We start from the raw sequence: 17,032 nt of genomic DNA, 5'->3' as shown, positions 1-17,032 counted from the left end.
TCCTATGTTCAACTGACCAAATGCGGATACTGCGGGTACGTCCAAACCGCTGCGATTTGCGATCTGACCCAGGCAACCCACAAGGTCACGGCCCCTGCCACCCATGCCTATCTTGCCGCCGACCTCAAATCCCGTGATCAGCTCTCCCTCAGCCACGGCAGCTTGGTAACCGTATCCGAAACCGAAAACGGATTTGCGCGCACTGCTGCCGGATATATCCCATTGCAACACATCGCACCGGTAGGCGAACTGGCGACAGACCCCGGCGAAATTGCGCGCCTTTTTCTGGGTACGCCTTATCTTTGGGGTGGAAACAGTCGTGCGGGCATCGACTGTTCCGGCCTGATCCAAGCGGCATTCCTTGCCTGCGGCATATCCTGTCCCGGCGATAGCGATCAGCAGCAAACACTTGTCGGCCAAGTTCTTCCCGACGGGACTGATCACAAGCGCAACGACCTTCTATTCTGGAAAGGTCACGTCGCGCTCGTACTTGAACCGGATCTGATTATTCATGCCAACGCGCATAAAATGGCCGTGACGCTAGAGCCAATCCGCGCCGCGATCCAACGCATCGCCCAAACCGATGGTCAAGTTACAGCGCATAAACGCTTGTCATCTTCCAAATGGCCTTAAAGCCATCCGCGCCATCGACTTGACGCCCAAGCTTAATCTTCAACCGCGCGGATCAGCTTTCGCTCCAACACCCTTAGCACCGCACGCAGGTCTTGGCCCCGCCGCAGCACCTGGCCATTTGGGCCTACGACCGAATACATCCCCTGCTTCAAACGCATCTTCGGTCGTTTCTCAATCCGGTAGAGCGGGTTTTCAGCGGTTCGTCTAAACACAGAAAACACGGCGACTTCACGCAGACATGAAATGCCGTAGTCCCGCCATTCGCCCGCTGCAACCATGCGGCCATATAGTGACAGGATCACCGAAAGCTCTGTCCGGTGGAACGCAACCTGTTCGGGGGCGCGATCGTTTTGCGTGTTAGAATTTTGCGGGCCTGAAGGATGAATATGCAAAGTCATACTTTGACAGTTGCGCTGTTCGCGGATCAAATCAAGCCCAATGCCTCATGAAATATCTTGAAAGCGTTACAGATTTCATGCAATTGATTAATTTATGAAACGTGAAAGCCCCTGATATGACACCTCAAACCCGTGCCGAACAATCTGCCGCCGCGATGTGGAAAACGGATACGGCCAGTCAAAACCTTGGCATGGTGATCCAAAGCATCGCGCCGGGCAAAGCGACGCTTTCGATGCCGGTGACCGGTAACATGCTGAACGGTCACGGCATTTGTCATGGCGGGTATATCTTTACCCTCGCGGACAGCGCCTTTGCTTTTGCGTGCAACACCTACAACCAGCTTGTCGTCGCCCAGCAAAACCAGATCACATATCTTGCCCCCGGCAAATCTGATGAAACATTAACCGCAACAGCCGTCGAGCAATCAAAAACGGGGCGTTCCGGCATCTATGACGTGACAGTCACGGGGGAGGACGGCCGCATCATCGCGCTGTTCCGTGGCCTGTCACGCACCATCAAAGGCCAGCATTTCGAGGAGGAAATGACACCATGAAAGACCTCACCCCCGCCCGCGACAGCCTTGACCCGATTGAGATCGCCAGCCGGGACGAGATCAGCGCGCTGCAACTTAACCGTCTGAAATGGTCCTTGCGTCACGCCTATGACAACGTGCCCTTTTATCGCAAAAGCTTTGATGAAGCAGGCGTGCATCCCGATGATCTGCAAAGCCTGAGCGATCTGGCCAAATTCCCGTTCACCGTCAAAACCGACCTGCGGGATAACTATCCCTTCGGGATGTTTGCCGTCCCCCGCGACCAGGTCGCGCGGATTCATGCGTCTTCGGGCACCACGGGCCAGCCAACGGTAGTCGGTTACACCAAAACAGACCTTCAGAACTGGGGCAGCGTCGTTGCGCGATCCCTGCGCGCAGCGGGTCTGAAGCCCGGTGATATGTTGCACAATGCCTATGGCTACGGGCTGTTCACCGGCGGGCTTGGTATCCATCTTGGCGCCGATGCGCTTGGGCTTAGCACAGTGCCAATCTCGGGCGGGATGACCCCGCGACAGGTCCGCCTGATCGAGGATTTCAAACCAAACGGCATCACAGTCACGCCGTCCTATGCTTTGTCGATTTTGGACGAATACGCGCGCCAAGGCATCGACCCGCGCCAATCCTCGCTTGAGGTGGGCATATTCGGTGCCGAACCTTGGACAAACGCTATGCGCCTCGAGATTGAGCAGGCTTTTGACATGCATGCTGTCGATATTTATGGCCTGTCCGAAATTATGGGCCCCGGCGTGTCGTGCGAATGTGTCGAAACCAAAGACGGGCTGCACATCTGGGAAGACCATTTCTATCCCGAGATCATCAACCCCGAGACCGGCCAGCCCGTCGCGGATGGCGAAAAAGGTGAACTCGTCTTTACCTCGCTCACCAAGGAAGCCTTTCCGATTATCCGTTACCGGACCCGCGACTTGACCCGCCTGTTGGCTGGTACCGCCCGCACCATGCGCCGAATGGAGAAAGTCACCGGTCGCAGCGACGACATGATCATTCTGCGCGGCGTCAATGTGTTTCCAACCCAAATCGAAGAAGCCCTGATGTCCATCCCCGGTCTTGCACCGCATTTTCAGATTGAGCTGACCAAGCCCGACCGCATGGATCAAATGCGCATACTGTGCGAATGTGCCGATGCCTCCATCAGCGTGGAGTTGCGCGCCACCTCGGCCGCTGCATTGTCTGCCCAGATCAAGCAAACCGTTGGGATCAGTGTGAAAATTGACGTCGCTGACGTGGGCACGCTGCCGCGCTCCGAAGGCAAAGCCGTGCGGATTATTGACAAGCGCCCCAAGACCTAAATCGGGGGGCACCGTTTGTGCCCCCTTGTCTGCCTCAAACCCTTAGTTTAGAACTATTCTAAACAGTCAGATCTGGTGCCACATGCTTTTCACGACCAACCGCAAACGGTTCAAAGACCTCTCGGAACAAGAAATCCTCGCGCTGGCGATTTCATCAGAAGAGGACGACGCCCGCATCTACCGCGGGTACGCCGAAAACCTGCGGGCCGAATACCCCGACAGCGCCGCAGTTTTTGACGGCATGGCATCCGAGGAAGACGAACACCGCAAGCGTTTGATCGACCTGCACACCGACCGTTTTGGACCGACAATCCCGCTTATTCGCCGCGAACATGTCTCGGGCTATTATGCCCGTACGCCGGTTTGGCTGATCCAGAATCTGGGCCTTGAACGCATCCGCGCCGAAGCCGCCGCCATGGAACACGCCGCCGAGGCCTTTTACCTTCAGGCTGCGACCCGCACCAAAGATGCGGCAACGCGCAAGCTGTTGGGCGACCTTGCTGCCGCCGAAGCAGGCCACCAGCGCAAAGCCGATGACCTGGCCGCAGAGCATCTGGATGACGCGACCATCAACGAAGAAGACCTTCAGGCCCATCGCCAGTTCGTGCTGACATGGGTCCAGCCGGGCCTTGCGGGGCTGATGGATGGCTCTGTCTCGACCCTTGCGCCAATCTTTGCCACAGCGTTTGCCACGCAAGACACGTGGACGACGTTCCTTGTTGGCTTGGCCGCTTCTGTCGGTGCGGGCATTTCAATGGGCTTTACCGAAGCAGCGTCAGACGACGGGCAACTGTCCGGCCGTGGATCACCCGTCAAGCGGGGGCTATCTGCTGGCGTAATGACAACGCTTGGCGGTTTGGGCCACGCGCTGCCCTATCTAATCACAGATTTCTGGACTGCGACAATCATTGCCTTTGCCGTTGTGTTCATCGAACTCTGGGCCATCGCCTGGATTCAAAACCGCTATATGAACACGCCCTTCTTCCGCGCGGCGTTCCAAGTGGTCTTGGGCGGTGCGCTGGTCTTTGCAGTGGGCGTGCTGATCGGCTCAGGATAAACGCGCAGCACTGTTGCGCCCCCGCCAGTTGGCCGCTAGGAATTTCCCATGTTGGCGATCTTCCTCAAAACTCTGCCGTTTTTCGCGCTGATCGGTCTGGGCTACTGGGCCGGCCGCACCCGTTTCTTCACCGCAGAAGCAACGGCATATCTCACCAAATTCGTTTTCTATTTCGCCCTCTCGGCGATGCTGTTCAACTTTTCCGCCAATCTGTCGCTGGCGGATGTTTGGGATGGCCGCCTTGTTGCCGCCTATCTGTGGGGCACCGCCTTTGTCTACGGACTCGTCAGCCTCATCGGATTTCTGCGCAATCTTGACGTCGCGAATAATGCGATGGAGGCACAATGCGCCGTGATCGGTAACACTGGCTTTCTAGGCGTGCCCATGCTGACCCTGCTGCTGGGACCAGAGGCAATCGGCCCGGTTGTCCTCGCTCTCGCGGTAGATCTGATTATATTCTCCAGCCTGATCGTGATCCTGATCACCGCCAGCCGCGATGGTCAAATGAGCCTGCGTGTCATCCGCACCATTGGCCTCGGGTTGCTCAAGAATCCGATGATCGTGGCCATGACCTTGGGCTTTGTGTGGTCAGGCCTGCGCCTCCCCATCCCTTCGCCGATGAACGACTTTCTGGTGATGCTAGGTGCCGCCGCCACGCCCGGTGCTCTCTTCGCCATCGGGGCATCCCTCGCCTCGAAATCCGCTGAAAAACTCTATGTTGCCGGCTGGCTTAGCTTTTGCAAACTGGTGCTGCATCCAGCCTTTGTCGCCATCGCCGCCCTTTGGATCTTCAAAGTCGATCCCTACAAGGCTGGCGTCATCATCTCAGCCGCAGCGCTACCTGTCGCGGGCAATGTCTATATGCTGGCCCAACACTACAACGTCGGCCCGCAACGTGTCTCTGCCGCCATACTCGTCTCAACCGCAATCAGCATCCTGAGCGTCAGCATCGTCATCGCGTGGGTCACAACATTCTAAGCTTCACCCTTTCCTAAATACTCCCCGCGTAGCGTCGCACCCTTGCCGCACGCGCCAAGGACAGGTAGCCATACAACAACACCCCATCAAAGGAGCCACCCTATGAAAACCGTCTCGGAAAACGCCTGTTTCGGTGGCACGCAAGGCGTGTATTCGCACGCCTCAACCTCTTGCAACTGCGACATGACCTTCGCCGTCTTCCTGCCCGAAGAAGCAAAGCAAGGCCCCGTACCCCTGCTGTGGTTCCTCTCCGGCCTCACCTGCACCCATGAGAACGCAATGACCAAAGCGGGCGCACAAGCTTGGGCAGCTGAACATGGCATTGCTGTTGTCTTTCCCGACACGTCCCCACGCGGCGATGACGTTGCTGATGACGACGCGTATGATCTGGGCAAAGGCGCTGGCTTTTACGTCAACGCCACACAAGACCCGTGGAAACCGCATTTCCAAATGTGGAGCTATATCGCCGAGGAACTTCCCGCCTTGCTGGGTGAAAACTTCTCTCTCGATATGGACCGCCAAGCAATCTGCGGACACTCGATGGGCGGGCACGGTGCGCTGACGCTTGCGATGAATATTGAAGGTAGGTTCAAATCCGTATCGGCCTTTGCGCCCATCGCAAATCCCACCGACAGCGATTGGGGCCGCAAACAGCTGACTGCATATCTGGGCGACGATGCGCAGACCTGGCAAAAACATGACGCCACGTTGCTTATGGCCGAAAAAGGCTTTGACGGACCTGTTTTGATCGACCAAGGCACGGCTGATCAATTCCTAGACCTGCTCAAACCCGAGGCCCTCGCCGCCGCGATTGCAAAACGCCGGCAGAATGCGACCTTCCGGATGCAGCCCGGCTATGACCACAGCTATTTTTTCATCTCGACCTTCATGGAAGACCACATCGCCTTCCATGCTGACGCCCTCTACGCAGATTGACCCCAGGTATATGACAGACCTCTACATCGACGCAGATGCCTGCCCCGTAAAGGCCGAAGCAGAACGTGTGGCAACACGCCATAAAATCCGCATGTATGTGGTCTCTAACGGGGGGCTTCGTCCCTCGCAGAACCCGCTGGTCGAAACGGTGATCGTTGCGGATGGACCGGACGTTGCAGATATGTGGATCGCCGACCGCTGCGGCCCGACCGATGTTGTGGTAACGGGCGATATCCCCCTTGCCGCGCGCTGCGTCGAAGCCGGGGCGCGGGTGTTGAAGCACAATGGAGAGGCGCTGACCCCTGCCAATATCGGCAACGTCCTTGCCACACGCGATCTGATGACAGACCTACGTGCAGCGGACCCTTTCAGACAAGGCGGCGGTAAGTCATTTACAAAAGCGGACCGCTCGCGTTTTCTAGAAGCACTTGAGCGTGAACTGAGAGCGGCACAGCGATAGGGCTGGCCGTTGTTTTCAAAAAACGGTCCGGAATTTTGAAAAATTCCGGCACCAACACAAAGGGCAGCCCCATGAAACCCAAGGCCGTGGTTTTTGACATCGGAAACGTATTGATCGAATGGCAGCCCGAGCGTTTCTTTGATTCTGTAGTCGGAGAAACCCGCCGCCGCGAAATGTTTGCACAAGTCGATCTGCACGGCATGAACGACCGCGTCGACAGTGGCGAAAACTTTACCGACACGGTCTATGCCACCGCTGATGCCTATCCTGCTTGGCGCGACGAAATTCGCATGTGGCATGACCGTTGGATCGAAATGGCCGCCCCGGTCATCCCGCATTCCCTGCGCCTGATGAAAGCCCTTCAATCCAAAGGCATTCCCGTCTTCTCTCTGACGAATTTCGGAATCCAGTCCTACGTGCTGGCCGCGCGGCATTATCCGTTCTTGCATGAGTTTGACCGTGACTTCATCTCGGGTCATCTGGCGATGATCAAACCGGTCCCGGAAATCTATGCCGCCCTCGAAAATCAAAGTGGCGTATCGCCCGCTGACCTTATTTTCACGGATGATCGGGCCGATAATATTGCGGCGGCGCAGGCGCGCGGATGGCGAACCCATCTGTTCGAAGGCCCCGAAGGTTGGGCCGCACGCCTCGTCTCAGAAGGGCTGCTGAGCGCTGAAGAAGCTACATGACACAGATTGACATCATCCCTTTCGACGCTGGCGAAGCACAACTGGACTGGATCGGCTTTACCGACGCGCTCGCCGCAGGCCATGACCTGCCCAAGGCGGAAATTGCCGATACGTTTCTATACCGTGGCGATGATACGTTGCTTAACCGCGCAGCCTGGATTGACGGCATGGGCCTTGCGGTGAAATCAGCAACGGTTTTCCCGGGCAACCCTGCCAAGGGCCATCCGATGGTGAATGGTGGCGTCTCGCTCTATTCTGACACCGACGGGATGCTGGAAGCGCTGGTCGATTTTCACCTTGTGACCAAATGGAAAACTGCGGGCGATAGCCTGCTTGCTGCACGCCGTCTGGCACGGCCGGACAGCAAAAACATTCTGATCGTGGGCGCAGGCACCCAAGGTCGCGGCCTGCATGCAGCCTATTCCGCCGCCTTCCCTGAGGCCCGTTTTACGCTGTGGAATAGAACCCCAAATAACGCCAAAGCGATGGCCGCCGATATCCCGAACCTGACCCTTGCGGACGACCTGGAAGCTGCCGTGCGCGCCGCTGACATCATCACCAGCGCCACCATGTCGACTGCGCCGCTGATCAAAGGCGACTGGCTTCAGCCCGGCCAGCATCTTGATCTAATCGGGGCCTATCGACCCGATATGCGCGAAACCGATGACACAGCGCTGACCCGTGCACGCATCTTTGTTGACAGTTTCGAAACCACTCTGGGCCATATCGGAGAGATCAAGATACCTTTGGAAACCGGGGCCATAAAACGGGATGACATCCTCGCGGATTATTACACCTTGGATCAGTTTGTGCGCACATCGCCTGACGAAATAACCCTTTTCAAGAATGGCGGTGGGGCACATCTGGATCTGATGGCCAGCCGCTATATACTTGACCGGTGGCGCGCGCGGAAATGATGTGGCTAGGGCTGATACTACTGGCAATTATCGCGATTCCGATCCTGATTGAACGCTATCGGTCACCGATGAATGACGTGGCACGGGGCAGCGCACCGGGGCAATTTGCCGAACTTAGCCGGGGCGTGACCCATTTTGAATGGTTTGGCCCCACCAGCGGCCCCGTGGCCGTTTGTGTGCATGGCCTCACCACCCCCAGCTTTGTCTGGCGCAGCATCGCCAAGGCGCTTGCTCTGATGGGGTTTCGCACGTTGGTTTATGACCTGTATGGGCGGGGCTATTCGGATCGACCAAGCGGTGTTCAAGACCGTGAGTTCTTCCTGACACAACTCGACGAGCTTCTTGAGCACACAGCCGTGACAGAGCCGGTCATGCTTTTAGGCTACTCCATGGGCGGCTCAATTGCTGCGTGTTTTGCGGCATCCAACCCTGATCGCGTTGACCGGCTGGTGTTGCTTGCCCCCGCCGGGATGGGGCTGGTGCCGCATACGCTGACGGACTTTATTGCCAAAACGCCTGTCATCGGGGATTGGCTGATGCTTGCCGTCTTCCCGACGAAATTCCGGCGGGGCATCAAGGCGGAACAAAAGCTGTTCAGCAATGTGCCAGCTGTCCATGAAGGCCAGTATGACCAGTTGGAATACAAACACTACGTGGCTGCTGTACTTGCCAGCCGCCGAGGTATTCTGAACGAAGTGTTGCAAGACGAACATCGCGCAATCCATGCATCCGGCATTCCAGTGTTGGCCATCTGGGGCGACAATGATCAGGTTATCCCGCAATCCGCCATAGGAAGCCTTGCGGAATGGAACCGCGCCGCCGAACATGATGTCATTTCAGGTGCCGGGCATGGCTTGCCCTATACCCACGCCACCGAGGTGATCGAGAAAATTCGCGACCACCTGTTGGCAGCAACCTAGGCGGTCACCAACCCCTCAAGGCGCTTTTCACGGATTGGCAGATGGACCAACGCGCTGAACGCACCGACTGCAACGCCGATCCACCAAACTGCGGTATAGCCGCCGTAAACATCATACAGCCGCCCCCCCAGCCAGACGCCGACAAAACTGCCCAGTTGGTGGCTGAAAAACACGATGCCATATAGCGTGCCCATATAGCGCAGCCCATAGATATGGGCGACCAAACCGCTGGTCAGCGGCACGGTCGCCAGCCAAAGCGACCCCATCGCGATCGAAAACACGATCACTGAAAGCGGCGTGATCGGCAGCAGAATAAACAGCGCCGAAACGACAGTGCGGGCTGTATAGATGCCCGCCAAGAGGTATTTCTTGGAATAGCGCTTGCCTGCCCAACCGGCCAGCAACGTCCCCCCGATATTGGCTAGGCCAATCAGCGAAATCGCCACTGCCCCCAATGCAGAGGTCGTCGTGATACCGATACTATGCAAGATGCCTCCGGCAAGGATCGGGCCGCACAGTTCTGTCACGAAGGCCGGAAAATGCGCTGTCAAAAACGCCAGTTGGTAGCCGCAGGAAAAGAACCCCACAAAAATCAGCGTAAAGGACGGATCTTTGAACGCCTTACCCAAGATTTCGCCCAAGCTTTCGTCAAGTTCCGACTGGGTGACCATGGCAGGTGCCCGCATCAACGGCAGCGTCAGGGTCATGGCCAAGACGGTTCCTGCGAAAACCAAGAATGTGCTTTGCCACGTCAAGAAGCCCAGCATCCATTCTGCTACGGGTGCGCCAAATACCTGCCCCGCACTGCCCGCTGCCGTGACAATCGCCAAAGACATCGACCGGTTTTCCGCGCTTGAGGCACGCCCGACCACAGCCAGAATGACCCCAAAACCAGTCCCTGCAATGCCGAAACCAACCAACCACGCGTAGGTCTGGTGCTCTATCGGGGTAACCGAATTGGCCGAAAGCACCAGCCCAACTGCATACACAATGGAGCCGATGACAATCGCACGTCGATCTCCTCTTTTTTCTGCCATTGCGCCAAAGAACGGTTGTCCGATGCCCCATGCAAGGTTCTGAATGGCAATGGCCAAGGAAAACTCGGATCTGAGCCAGCCAAATTCAGCCGCAATGGGGATCTGAAAAACGCCGAAAGATGCGCGCACTGCGAAACTGACCATGATGATCAGGCAGCTTACGATCAAAACCGGCGTAAAAATCGATGCGTTCTTTTCCAAATCACTGTCCTTTGGTGTTTTTTCTCTGCACCCTAGCTTTGAAAGTTTTCGCGTCAATTCTATTCGGCAGACCCTAGATGCGCCCCCAATGGCCGGCGCTTCTTTTCAAACGCATCGGCGCGTTGTAAGCCAAATATATGACCGATTTACGCACAATCTATGATCAACGCATCGCGGACGGCAGCCTAACAGCAGACCCCGCCCAAGAAGCCGTCCTGCCGCAACTGGACCGCATCCGGACCGCGCTGATGAACCCCGAAAAAAAGGGCTTTTTCAAACGTGCCCCCGAACCTCCAAAGGGCTTGTACCTTTGGGGCGGCGTTGGCCGTGGCAAGTCGATGCTGATGGATATGTTCGCGGATAATATGGGCGATGTGCCGGTGCGCCGGGTGCATTTTCACGCTTTCATGCAAGAAATTCACAGTGCCATGCACGAGGCCCGCAAGACCGGCGTCGATGATCCAATCGCACCTGTCGCCGCGGCTGTTGCTGCTTCGGTCAAACTGCTGGCGTTTGACGAAATGCAAATCAGCGATATCACCGATGCCATGATCGTTGGCCGACTGTTTCAGGCGCTGTTTGCTGCGGGTGTGGTCGTGGTGACCACCTCGAACCGAGTGCCTGACGATTTGTACAAAGACGGGCTGAACCGTCAGATTTTCTTGCCCTTCATCGATTTGATCAAAGAAAAGATGGAAGTTTGGGAGCTGACCAGCCCCCGTGATTACCGGCAGGACCGGCTGGCAGGGACGCAGTCGTATTTTACCCCGGTGAATGCTGAAAGCCGCACCGCGATGGATGATGTCTGGGCAGACCTTGCAGGTGGTGAAGGGCAAGAGTTGGTTCTGCGGGTCAAGGGGCGCGAAGTTGTCATACCGCAGTTCCGAAACGGTGTGGCCCGCGCAGGGTTTCACACCCTTTGCGGGCGTGCCTTGGGGGCTGCTGATTACTTGACCTTGGCGGATGCGGTTCGCGTGTTGCTGCTTGATAATATACCCGCATTGGGCAGATCAAACTTCAACGAGGCGAAGCGGTTCGTCACCTTGATTGACGCCCTCTACGAGGCAAAGGTCCGCCTGATCTGTTCTGCTGCGGCATCGCCCGAAATGCTTTATCTTGAAGGCGAGGGTATCTTTGAATTTGAACGCACGGCATCGCGCTTGCGCGAGATGCAGGCCGAAGGATGGGGCATCTAGCGCCCCGGAATTTTCACGACCTGCCCGACAGAAGCCTCTGCTAGACGGTGAGAAATTTTGTTGGCCTTCGTGATACGCATGTGTTCCTGCGGATCACCATAATAGGCCAAAGACAAGCCAGCCAAGCTGTCAGACAGACGCAAAAGATGCTTTCTGGACTCCTCAGACCCAGCAACGGCATTTGGCCGCGATTGTGCAAATTGGACCGCGCTTAGCAAACTTGGTGTATCGAGCCGCCCCGACAGGGTCAGCAATGCCTCTGGTGTCTTGAAATGTCCCTTTGCCGTCGCGCTATTCAAAAGGGAATCTATGTAGGCATCTGATTTATTCGCCGTTATTGCCCATATCAAATAGGACTGTAGGATCAGGCCTTTGGGTGTGTCATCAAATGATTGCACCGCATATTCGACCAGCGCAGGCATATCCACTTTCGGATCTTTCTGCATTTGATGCAGCATCTTTGCAGGGGTAAGGCTGAATTTGGGCGCGGTCACCATGCCAGCAACTATGGGTATGCCTTGCGCGCCCGTGTCCCCCTCAATCGCGCCCGTCGTAATCGGAGCATTGTGGTAAGGGTCACGCCCCAAATCCAAAATCAGGAAACCGCCTGTGAAAACGGCGATCAGACAAATAGAGGCGATAAGCGCCTGCTGAATAAAGCCATATTGCGTTTGTCTGGTAATCACGAAAATGCCCCCCAATGCGTGACTGAACTACGCTTCGATCTTAGAGGGGCAAAAAATGATAATTCGTAAACGATCTTACGTTTACCGGACAAAAACTAGCTGTTTTCCCGCAGCACCGCGCCCGCCAGATAAAGCGATCCGCAAATCAACACACGTGCGTTGCCGTCCAGCGCGTTAATGGTTGCTAATGCCTCTGCCACACTGGTGGACTGGACAGCTGTCAGCCCGGCCTTTTCGGCAGCCTGCGCCGTCTCAGCGGCGGGCAAAGTCGCGGCTTCACCCGGGATAGAGACCGCAAACAGCTTGTCGGCATGGGCAGCAAGCGGGCGCAGATAGCCGCCGATATCCTTGGTATTTAGCATACCGCAGATCAAATAGGTCGGGCGCTTGGGCATGTCGTCCAGCAACGCTGCAATCGCTTCGCCCGCAGCAGGATTGTGCCCGCCATCCAGCCACAACTCGGCAGCGGGTGCTGTGTCGACCAACGGCCCCTTGCGCAAACGCTGCATGCGCGCAGGCCATTGCGCTTGGGTCACGGCAGCCTCGCAAGGGCCGGCTGCGATCCCCAACTGACGCAATGCGGCAAGGGCAGCGCCAGCATTGGAAATCTGGTGCGCGCCCAACAGGTTAGGCTTGGGCAGATCCAGCAGACCCGTCTCATCCTGATAGACCATGCGGCCTGCCTCTTGGCTAACGTGCCACTGCTGCCCATAGGCGAGTATAGGGGCAAGATGACGCGCAGCTTGCGCCTCTATTACGGCCAGTGCTTCGTCTTGCTGGGGGCCAACGATACACGGGACGCGGCGCTTGATGATACCCGCCTTTTCGCCAGCAATCTCGGCAAGCGTATTGCCCAGATATTGCTGGTGGTCGATCGATACTGGCGTGATCACTGTCAGTGCTGGCGCGTCGATCACATTGGTTGCGTCCAACCGTCCACCAAGGCCCACCTCAAGCAAGGTATATTCGGCAGGGGTGCGCGCAAACGCCAGCAAAGCAGCACAGGTCGTGATCTCGAAATAGGTGATGCTTTCTCCGCCATTGGCGTCATAGCATTCATCAAGAATAGCGGTAAGATCAGTCTCTGAGATCAGGTCACCGGCCACGCGGATACGTTCGTGGAACCGCGCCAGATGCGGCGAGGTATAGGCATGCACCCGGTGGCCTGCAGCCTCGAGGCCAGCGCGGATCATCGCTTGCGTTGACCCTTTGCCGTTGGTGCCAGCGATATGAATCACAGGCGGCAGATCGTTTTGCGGGTTGCCCAAGGCGTCCAACAAACGCCACATCCGGTCCAAGGTCAGGTCAATGATCTTGGGATGCAGCGCCATCATGCGCGCCAATACCGCGTCAGAGGTCTGGGCGATCATTTTGCGGCTTTTTCCGCCGTCGGTTCCGCCGTGCCTTCCGAGGTAAGCGCGTGCCGCAGATCGCCCCCTTCGGTGGGTGCAGGCAGATCACCACGCACCGCAGGCGGCAGATTCATCAGCATCCGCGTGATGTTTATCAGCTCGTCGCGCATCTTGGGGCGCGGCGTAACGCGGTCCAGCATCCCATGATCCAACAGATATTCGGCGCGTTGAAACCCTTCGGGCAGCTTTTCGCGAATGGTTTGTTCGATCACCCGTGGCCCTGCAAAGCAAATCAGCGCGCCAGGTTCTGCAATATGAACGTCGCCCAGCATCGCATAGCTGGCCGTCACACCACCGGTCGTCGGGTGGGTCAGCACAACGATATAGGGCAAGCCCGCTTCTTTCAGCATCTGCACCGCAACCGTGGTCCGCGGCATCTGCATCAGGCTCAGAATCCCTTCTTGCATACGCGCACCACCGGCGGCGGAAAACAGGATCAGCGGGCGCTTTAGCTTTACCGCTTCTTGGGCGGCCGCGATGATCGCGTTGCCGACATACATCCCCATGGACCCCGCCATAAAGGAGAAGTCCTGTGCCGCAGCCACAATCGGTGTGCGCCCCATATCGCCTGTGGCAACAAGCATCGCCTCGGCTTCGTTGGTTTGCTTTTGAGCGGCTTTCAGACGATCAGGGTATTTTTTCTGATCACGAAAATGCAGCGGATCCGGCGTTGGCGCGGGTACTTTGACTTCGTTGAAAACGCCACCATCGAAAAGCGCGTGAAAACGATCGCGCGGGGTGATGGCCATGTGGTGGCCGCAGCTGGTGCACACATTCAGGTTGTCCGACACCTCTCGGTGGAACAGCATGGTGCCGCATTCATCGCATTTCGTCCAAAGATTATCGGGCGTCTCGCGGCGCGAGAAGATCGAATTGATCCGGGGACGGACGTAGTTGTTGATCCAGTTCATGGCGAACCTCTGCTGGCAGTTTCGCAACCCAAATAAGCTGCCGTTTCGTAAATTGCAATCAACGCCGGATCGCCAGACGCGCGGCCAGCCAACTAACGAACATAATGCCGAAATCCACAGGCAACCATGCGCGCAGGGCCTCTGTATCCTCCATCGAGAAGGGAACAAGGTACAGCGCCAGACCAGACAGGTCGTCGGGCATTGATGCGATCAGGATTGCGGTCACATTATTGCAAAAATGCACCGCAATCGCAGGCCCAAGCGACCCCGCACGTGCGGTAAGGTCAGCCATCAACATGCCGAAAACGCCAGCCCAAAGTGCGATTACGATCGCATTTTCCCCGGCCTGATCAGGCAGATAATGCCCAAGCGCAAACAGGGACGATGGCAGCACCATCCAAATCAACGGCGACTTAAACCGCGCCGCCAGCTGCTGCTGCACATACCCGCGAAAGACAATTTCTTCGGCGCTGACCTGAACAAGCACGAAGACCAGCGAAAACGGCAGCAAAACCAACCACTGACCAAGCGGCATATTGGAAACAAACGGGGTGCCAAAGTTCCACGGTGGCAACAAAAAGGTGACCGCGCCGATTATCACCAAGATCCGCACAACCGCGATAAATTGCGGCACGGCAAGGTTGACCGGCCCGATCAACCCCGACACGGGCCGCCGGTGAATAAGCCGCGTCACCACGGCAATGCCAACAATCATCAGGCCAAAGCTGCCCAACAGCAAAAACATGGCCATCGGCGTTTTGCCTGTCAGCAGATCTTCATAAAAACTGCCGTATTCTGGCCCGAGGATGTTAAACAACGTGCTGAAAAACAGGTTATTGAGCAACAAATAGACGGCAGACGCCACAAGGAAGCCAACAATCAGCTTCCAGATCGCGGCTGAGGCAACCGCAGGGGCAAAAAAGGCTTTATGCGCGTCGTATCCGCTCATAGCTGGCTATCCTGTACCGGGGGGTTCGGTTTCGCATCCTCGCGCGGGATATGAAGGCCCGCTGCACGCAACAGTTCTGCGGCACCGGTCAGATGACCCGACACCGTCCGCAGCAAGCTTAGCAAAATGACGCGGTCATTTTCAATCACCGACCGGAATTGATCCGCACCGATCCGCAAGAACTGGCTGTCTTCTGTTGCGCTGAAATCAAGCTGGCGGGGTTCGTTCATGATGACTGCAAGGTCGCCAATCAGACGCCCTGCTTCGACGCTTGAGATATGCAGTTTTGTCCCGTTGGTTTCGGTCCAGTACAATTCACCCTTGCCGGACAGACACAGATAAACCGCATCGGCAGGCTGCCCCATCGAGAAAATCTTTTCGCCCTTTTTGACCGGAAACCACTGCGCGGCGAACGCCAGCAGACGCTGGTTGCGCGGGTCAAGATTGCCGAACATTTCATTGCCAGCGATAATCCGCAGTTTGCGCCGCAGATCGTCGGAAATGCTGTCGTCCTGATTGGGCGTTTCGCTTTGCGCCACACCGTCAATACGCCCGCCCCGAATTTTGACGAAGATGTCGAAATCCTCAGGATGGGAAAAATGGTCATCCAGATAAATCTGCGTCATCTCGGGCAGCAAATTCCCCAACCGGTCACGCAGCCGCCTGAAACCTTCGGCATCCTGACCCGCAAGAGATTGGTTGAAAACCAAAATATCGGGGCGCTTTATCGCAGCCCGGCTGAACGAGGCGCGTTCCTGAAACGACTGTGAAATATTCGCACCTGCAATACTGGTTGGGACGTCGAAAACTGTGACGGCAACATCCTTTTGCAGATCATGCTCTTTGAAAATCTCAAGCACCAGATCCATCACCAAATCGGCCTGCAAACCCGCCACTGCAGAAATCCGGCCGTACAGAACATTTTCCAGAATTGTCAGCCGGGGCAGATAGTTTTCCGGGCTTATGGGGACGAAAAGATCTTTCGCCATTTCGCGCATTGCAGCACCTTGATGCTTGCGGATCGCCAATATCTCTTGCTTGAAAGTTTCGGGGAAACCAGGGCCGATCTGCTCGGCGGTAAAAGCAAAAGGCACAGTCAGCAGCAACGAAAATTCATCCTCGCTAAGTGCTGCATCCCCTTTGTTGCGGCGCCGCATAGCGATGTCGACCAACTGTTCATACAGCTCTTCATCAATCCCCAAAGCGGTGAAAAGCGGGTGGTCGGTGCCATCCCTGCCAAAAGTTTGGTGCAAGGTTTCCACCAAGGTTTGCGAAATCGCCACGCCTTGTTCGGCAAGCCCCTGATCAATGATCATCGAAAGGAACCTGCGTTCAGAGGCCAGACCCGCCTGTGAAATATTGCGCAAAGGGGCCGCAAACATCAGGTTACCCCCCAAGGCCAAAGCAGGGTTGAACTTGTCAGGATCAAAGCGGTGCACGACCTTGTCCAACCCTTTTTCCTTCAGCTTTTCATACACTTCACCCCGCAATGCGACAATCTCGGCGGCCAGCTTGGGGCGTTCTTTGGGGTTGATGCGATCTGTGACCATCCGCTGGAACATGACATCTTCGCCATCGACCGACTTGACCAGTTCATACCACCAGTCGTTTATGTCCTCGATCGTATCCAGCCCCGCAAGTCCGGGGTCCAACCAAACGGCTTGGGTACTGTCCAGGCTATTGCCAGCGCGGGCACCTTCGATTGCCGATTTATCGCGCTGCTTTGGATCCCACAGCACAGTCTTGGGGCTGGTGCGCAACGACATCATCAAATTGTCCCCGATCGTG

Annotated in this window: 18 protein-coding genes; 11 read left to right on the top strand and 7 right to left on the bottom strand. The window is 56.6% G+C overall.

Going from position 1 to position 17,032, the window contains the following annotated elements; genetic code table 11:
- The coding region (locus ABYT07_RS11885) for a C40 family peptidase (RefSeq protein WP_372991905.1) at positions 1-633 on the top strand (633 nt) is incomplete at its 5' end.
- A 32-nt stretch (positions 634-665) separates the two neighbouring features.
- Here the strand turns inward: ABYT07_RS11885 and ABYT07_RS11880 are convergent.
- Positions 666-1,031 carry a DUF2794 domain-containing protein gene (locus tag ABYT07_RS11880; protein WP_372991904.1) on the bottom strand — a complete coding sequence of 122 codons (366 nt, stop codon included), beginning with the start codon at positions 1,029-1,031 and terminating at the stop codon, positions 666-668.
- 116 nt (positions 1,032-1,147) lie between these two features.
- Between ABYT07_RS11880 and paaI the strand changes: the two genes are divergently transcribed.
- From paaI to ABYT07_RS11835, 9 genes are all read left to right on the top strand, one after another.
- Positions 1,148-1,585, top strand: coding sequence for a hydroxyphenylacetyl-CoA thioesterase PaaI (paaI, locus tag ABYT07_RS11875; protein ID WP_372991903.1), 438 nt, complete (start codon positions 1,148-1,150; stop codon positions 1,583-1,585).
- Positions 1,582-2,892 (top strand): phenylacetate--CoA ligase PaaK, encoded by a 1,311-nt coding sequence (paaK, locus tag ABYT07_RS11870; protein ID WP_372991902.1) that lies wholly within the window; start codon positions 1,582-1,584, stop codon positions 2,890-2,892. The genes paaI and paaK overlap by 4 nt, the downstream gene beginning before the upstream one ends.
- An 82-nt stretch (positions 2,893-2,974) precedes the next feature.
- On the top strand, positions 2,975-3,949 hold the full coding sequence (gene mbfA, locus ABYT07_RS11865) for an iron exporter MbfA (RefSeq protein ID WP_372991901.1): 975 nt from the start codon (positions 2,975-2,977) through the stop codon (positions 3,947-3,949).
- A gap of 48 nt (positions 3,950-3,997) precedes the next feature.
- Positions 3,998-4,927: an AEC family transporter gene (locus ABYT07_RS11860; RefSeq protein ID WP_372991899.1), complete on the top strand. Its 930-nt coding sequence runs from the start codon at positions 3,998-4,000 to the stop codon at positions 4,925-4,927.
- 102 nt (positions 4,928-5,029) lie between these two features.
- Positions 5,030-5,863 carry an S-formylglutathione hydrolase gene (gene fghA, locus ABYT07_RS11855; RefSeq protein WP_372991897.1) on the top strand — a complete coding sequence of 278 codons (834 nt, stop codon included), beginning with the start codon at positions 5,030-5,032 and terminating at the stop codon, positions 5,861-5,863.
- Between the two features lie 10 nt (positions 5,864-5,873).
- On the top strand, positions 5,874-6,323 hold the full coding sequence (locus tag ABYT07_RS11850) for a YaiI/YqxD family protein (RefSeq protein ID WP_372991896.1): 450 nt from the start codon (positions 5,874-5,876) through the stop codon (positions 6,321-6,323).
- A 71-nt stretch (positions 6,324-6,394) separates the two neighbouring features.
- A complete protein-coding gene (locus ABYT07_RS11845; RefSeq protein ID WP_372991895.1) occupies positions 6,395-7,015 on the top strand; it encodes an HAD family hydrolase in 621 nt (206 codons plus the stop codon).
- Positions 7,012-7,932, top strand: coding sequence for an ornithine cyclodeaminase family protein (locus tag ABYT07_RS11840; protein ID WP_372991894.1), 921 nt, complete (start codon positions 7,012-7,014; stop codon positions 7,930-7,932). The genes ABYT07_RS11845 and ABYT07_RS11840 overlap by 4 nt, the downstream gene beginning before the upstream one ends.
- Positions 7,929-8,852, top strand: a complete 924-nt coding sequence (locus ABYT07_RS11835) for an alpha/beta fold hydrolase (RefSeq protein WP_372991892.1) — start codon at positions 7,929-7,931, stop codon at positions 8,850-8,852. The genes ABYT07_RS11840 and ABYT07_RS11835 overlap by 4 nt, the downstream gene beginning before the upstream one ends.
- Here the strand turns inward: ABYT07_RS11835 and ABYT07_RS11830 are convergent.
- Complete coding sequence (locus tag ABYT07_RS11830; protein WP_372991906.1) at positions 8,849-10,033, bottom strand: MFS transporter; 1,185 nt, start codon at positions 10,031-10,033, stop codon at positions 8,849-8,851. The two genes, ABYT07_RS11835 and ABYT07_RS11830, sit on opposite strands and share 4 nt — an antisense overlap.
- A 194-nt stretch (positions 10,034-10,227) precedes the next feature.
- Between ABYT07_RS11830 and zapE the strand changes: the two genes are divergently transcribed.
- On the top strand, positions 10,228-11,286 hold the full coding sequence (gene zapE, locus ABYT07_RS11825; RefSeq protein ID WP_372991890.1) for a cell division protein ZapE: 1,059 nt from the start codon (positions 10,228-10,230) through the stop codon (positions 11,284-11,286).
- On the opposite strand, the gene ABYT07_RS11820 is transcribed toward zapE, so the two are convergent.
- The 5 genes from ABYT07_RS11820 to ABYT07_RS11800 all read right to left on the bottom strand — a co-directional run.
- Entirely contained in the window at positions 11,283-11,972 is a 690-nt protein-coding gene (locus ABYT07_RS11820) for a hypothetical protein (protein WP_372991888.1), read from the bottom strand. The two genes, zapE and ABYT07_RS11820, sit on opposite strands and share 4 nt — an antisense overlap.
- A 95-nt stretch (positions 11,973-12,067) precedes the next feature.
- Positions 12,068-13,342, bottom strand: coding sequence for a folylpolyglutamate synthase/dihydrofolate synthase family protein (locus ABYT07_RS11815; protein ID WP_372991886.1), 1,275 nt, complete (start codon positions 13,340-13,342; stop codon positions 12,068-12,070).
- Positions 13,339-14,295 carry an acetyl-CoA carboxylase, carboxyltransferase subunit beta gene (accD, locus tag ABYT07_RS11810; protein WP_372991885.1) on the bottom strand — a complete coding sequence of 319 codons (957 nt, stop codon included), beginning with the start codon at positions 14,293-14,295 and terminating at the stop codon, positions 13,339-13,341. The genes ABYT07_RS11815 and accD overlap by 4 nt, the downstream gene beginning before the upstream one ends.
- Before the next feature lie 58 nt (positions 14,296-14,353).
- A complete protein-coding gene (locus ABYT07_RS11805; protein ID WP_372991883.1) occupies positions 14,354-15,244 on the bottom strand; it encodes a lysostaphin resistance A-like protein in 891 nt (296 codons plus the stop codon).
- On the bottom strand, positions 15,241-17,032 hold a 1,792-nt coding region (locus ABYT07_RS11800), incomplete at its 5' end, for a cyclic nucleotide-binding domain-containing protein (protein ID WP_372991882.1). The genes ABYT07_RS11805 and ABYT07_RS11800, both read right to left, overlap by 4 nt.

This window comes from Sulfitobacter sp. (assembly GCF_041552635.1).
In the GTDB taxonomy this organism is placed as follows: Bacteria; Pseudomonadota; Alphaproteobacteria; order Rhodobacterales; family Rhodobacteraceae; genus Sulfitobacter.
Note: the sequence above shows the minus strand (reverse complement) of the source record. Positions and strands in the feature narration are given on the sequence as shown.

Excerpts from the sequence above, each read along its gene's own strand:
- ABYT07_RS11880 (WP_372991904.1), bottom strand. The coding sequence starts at position 1,031 with ATGACTTTGCATATTCATCCTTCAGGCCCGCAAAATTCTAACACGCAA.
- paaI (WP_372991903.1), top strand. The coding sequence starts at position 1,148 with ATGACACCTCAAACCCGTGCCGAACAATCTGCCGCCGCGATGTGGAAA.
- paaK (WP_372991902.1), top strand. The coding sequence starts at position 1,582 with ATGAAAGACCTCACCCCCGCCCGCGACAGCCTTGACCCGATTGAGATC.
- mbfA (WP_372991901.1), top strand. The coding sequence starts at position 2,975 with ATGCTTTTCACGACCAACCGCAAACGGTTCAAAGACCTCTCGGAACAA.
- ABYT07_RS11860 (WP_372991899.1), top strand. The coding sequence starts at position 3,998 with ATGTTGGCGATCTTCCTCAAAACTCTGCCGTTTTTCGCGCTGATCGGT.
- fghA (WP_372991897.1), top strand. The coding sequence starts at position 5,030 with ATGAAAACCGTCTCGGAAAACGCCTGTTTCGGTGGCACGCAAGGCGTG.
- ABYT07_RS11850 (WP_372991896.1), top strand. The coding sequence starts at position 5,874 with ATGACAGACCTCTACATCGACGCAGATGCCTGCCCCGTAAAGGCCGAA.
- ABYT07_RS11845 (WP_372991895.1), top strand. The coding sequence starts at position 6,395 with ATGAAACCCAAGGCCGTGGTTTTTGACATCGGAAACGTATTGATCGAA.
- ABYT07_RS11840 (WP_372991894.1), top strand. The coding sequence starts at position 7,012 with ATGACACAGATTGACATCATCCCTTTCGACGCTGGCGAAGCACAACTG.
- ABYT07_RS11835 (WP_372991892.1), top strand. The coding sequence starts at position 7,929 with ATGATGTGGCTAGGGCTGATACTACTGGCAATTATCGCGATTCCGATC.
- ABYT07_RS11830 (WP_372991906.1), bottom strand. The coding sequence starts at position 10,033 with ATGGTCAGTTTCGCAGTGCGCGCATCTTTCGGCGTTTTTCAGATCCCC.
- zapE (WP_372991890.1), top strand. The coding sequence starts at position 10,228 with ATGACCGATTTACGCACAATCTATGATCAACGCATCGCGGACGGCAGC.
- ABYT07_RS11815 (WP_372991886.1), bottom strand. The coding sequence starts at position 13,342 with ATGATCGCCCAGACCTCTGACGCGGTATTGGCGCGCATGATGGCGCTG.
- accD (WP_372991885.1), bottom strand. The coding sequence starts at position 14,295 with ATGAACTGGATCAACAACTACGTCCGTCCCCGGATCAATTCGATCTTC.
- ABYT07_RS11805 (WP_372991883.1), bottom strand. The coding sequence starts at position 15,244 with ATGAGCGGATACGACGCGCATAAAGCCTTTTTTGCCCCTGCGGTTGCC.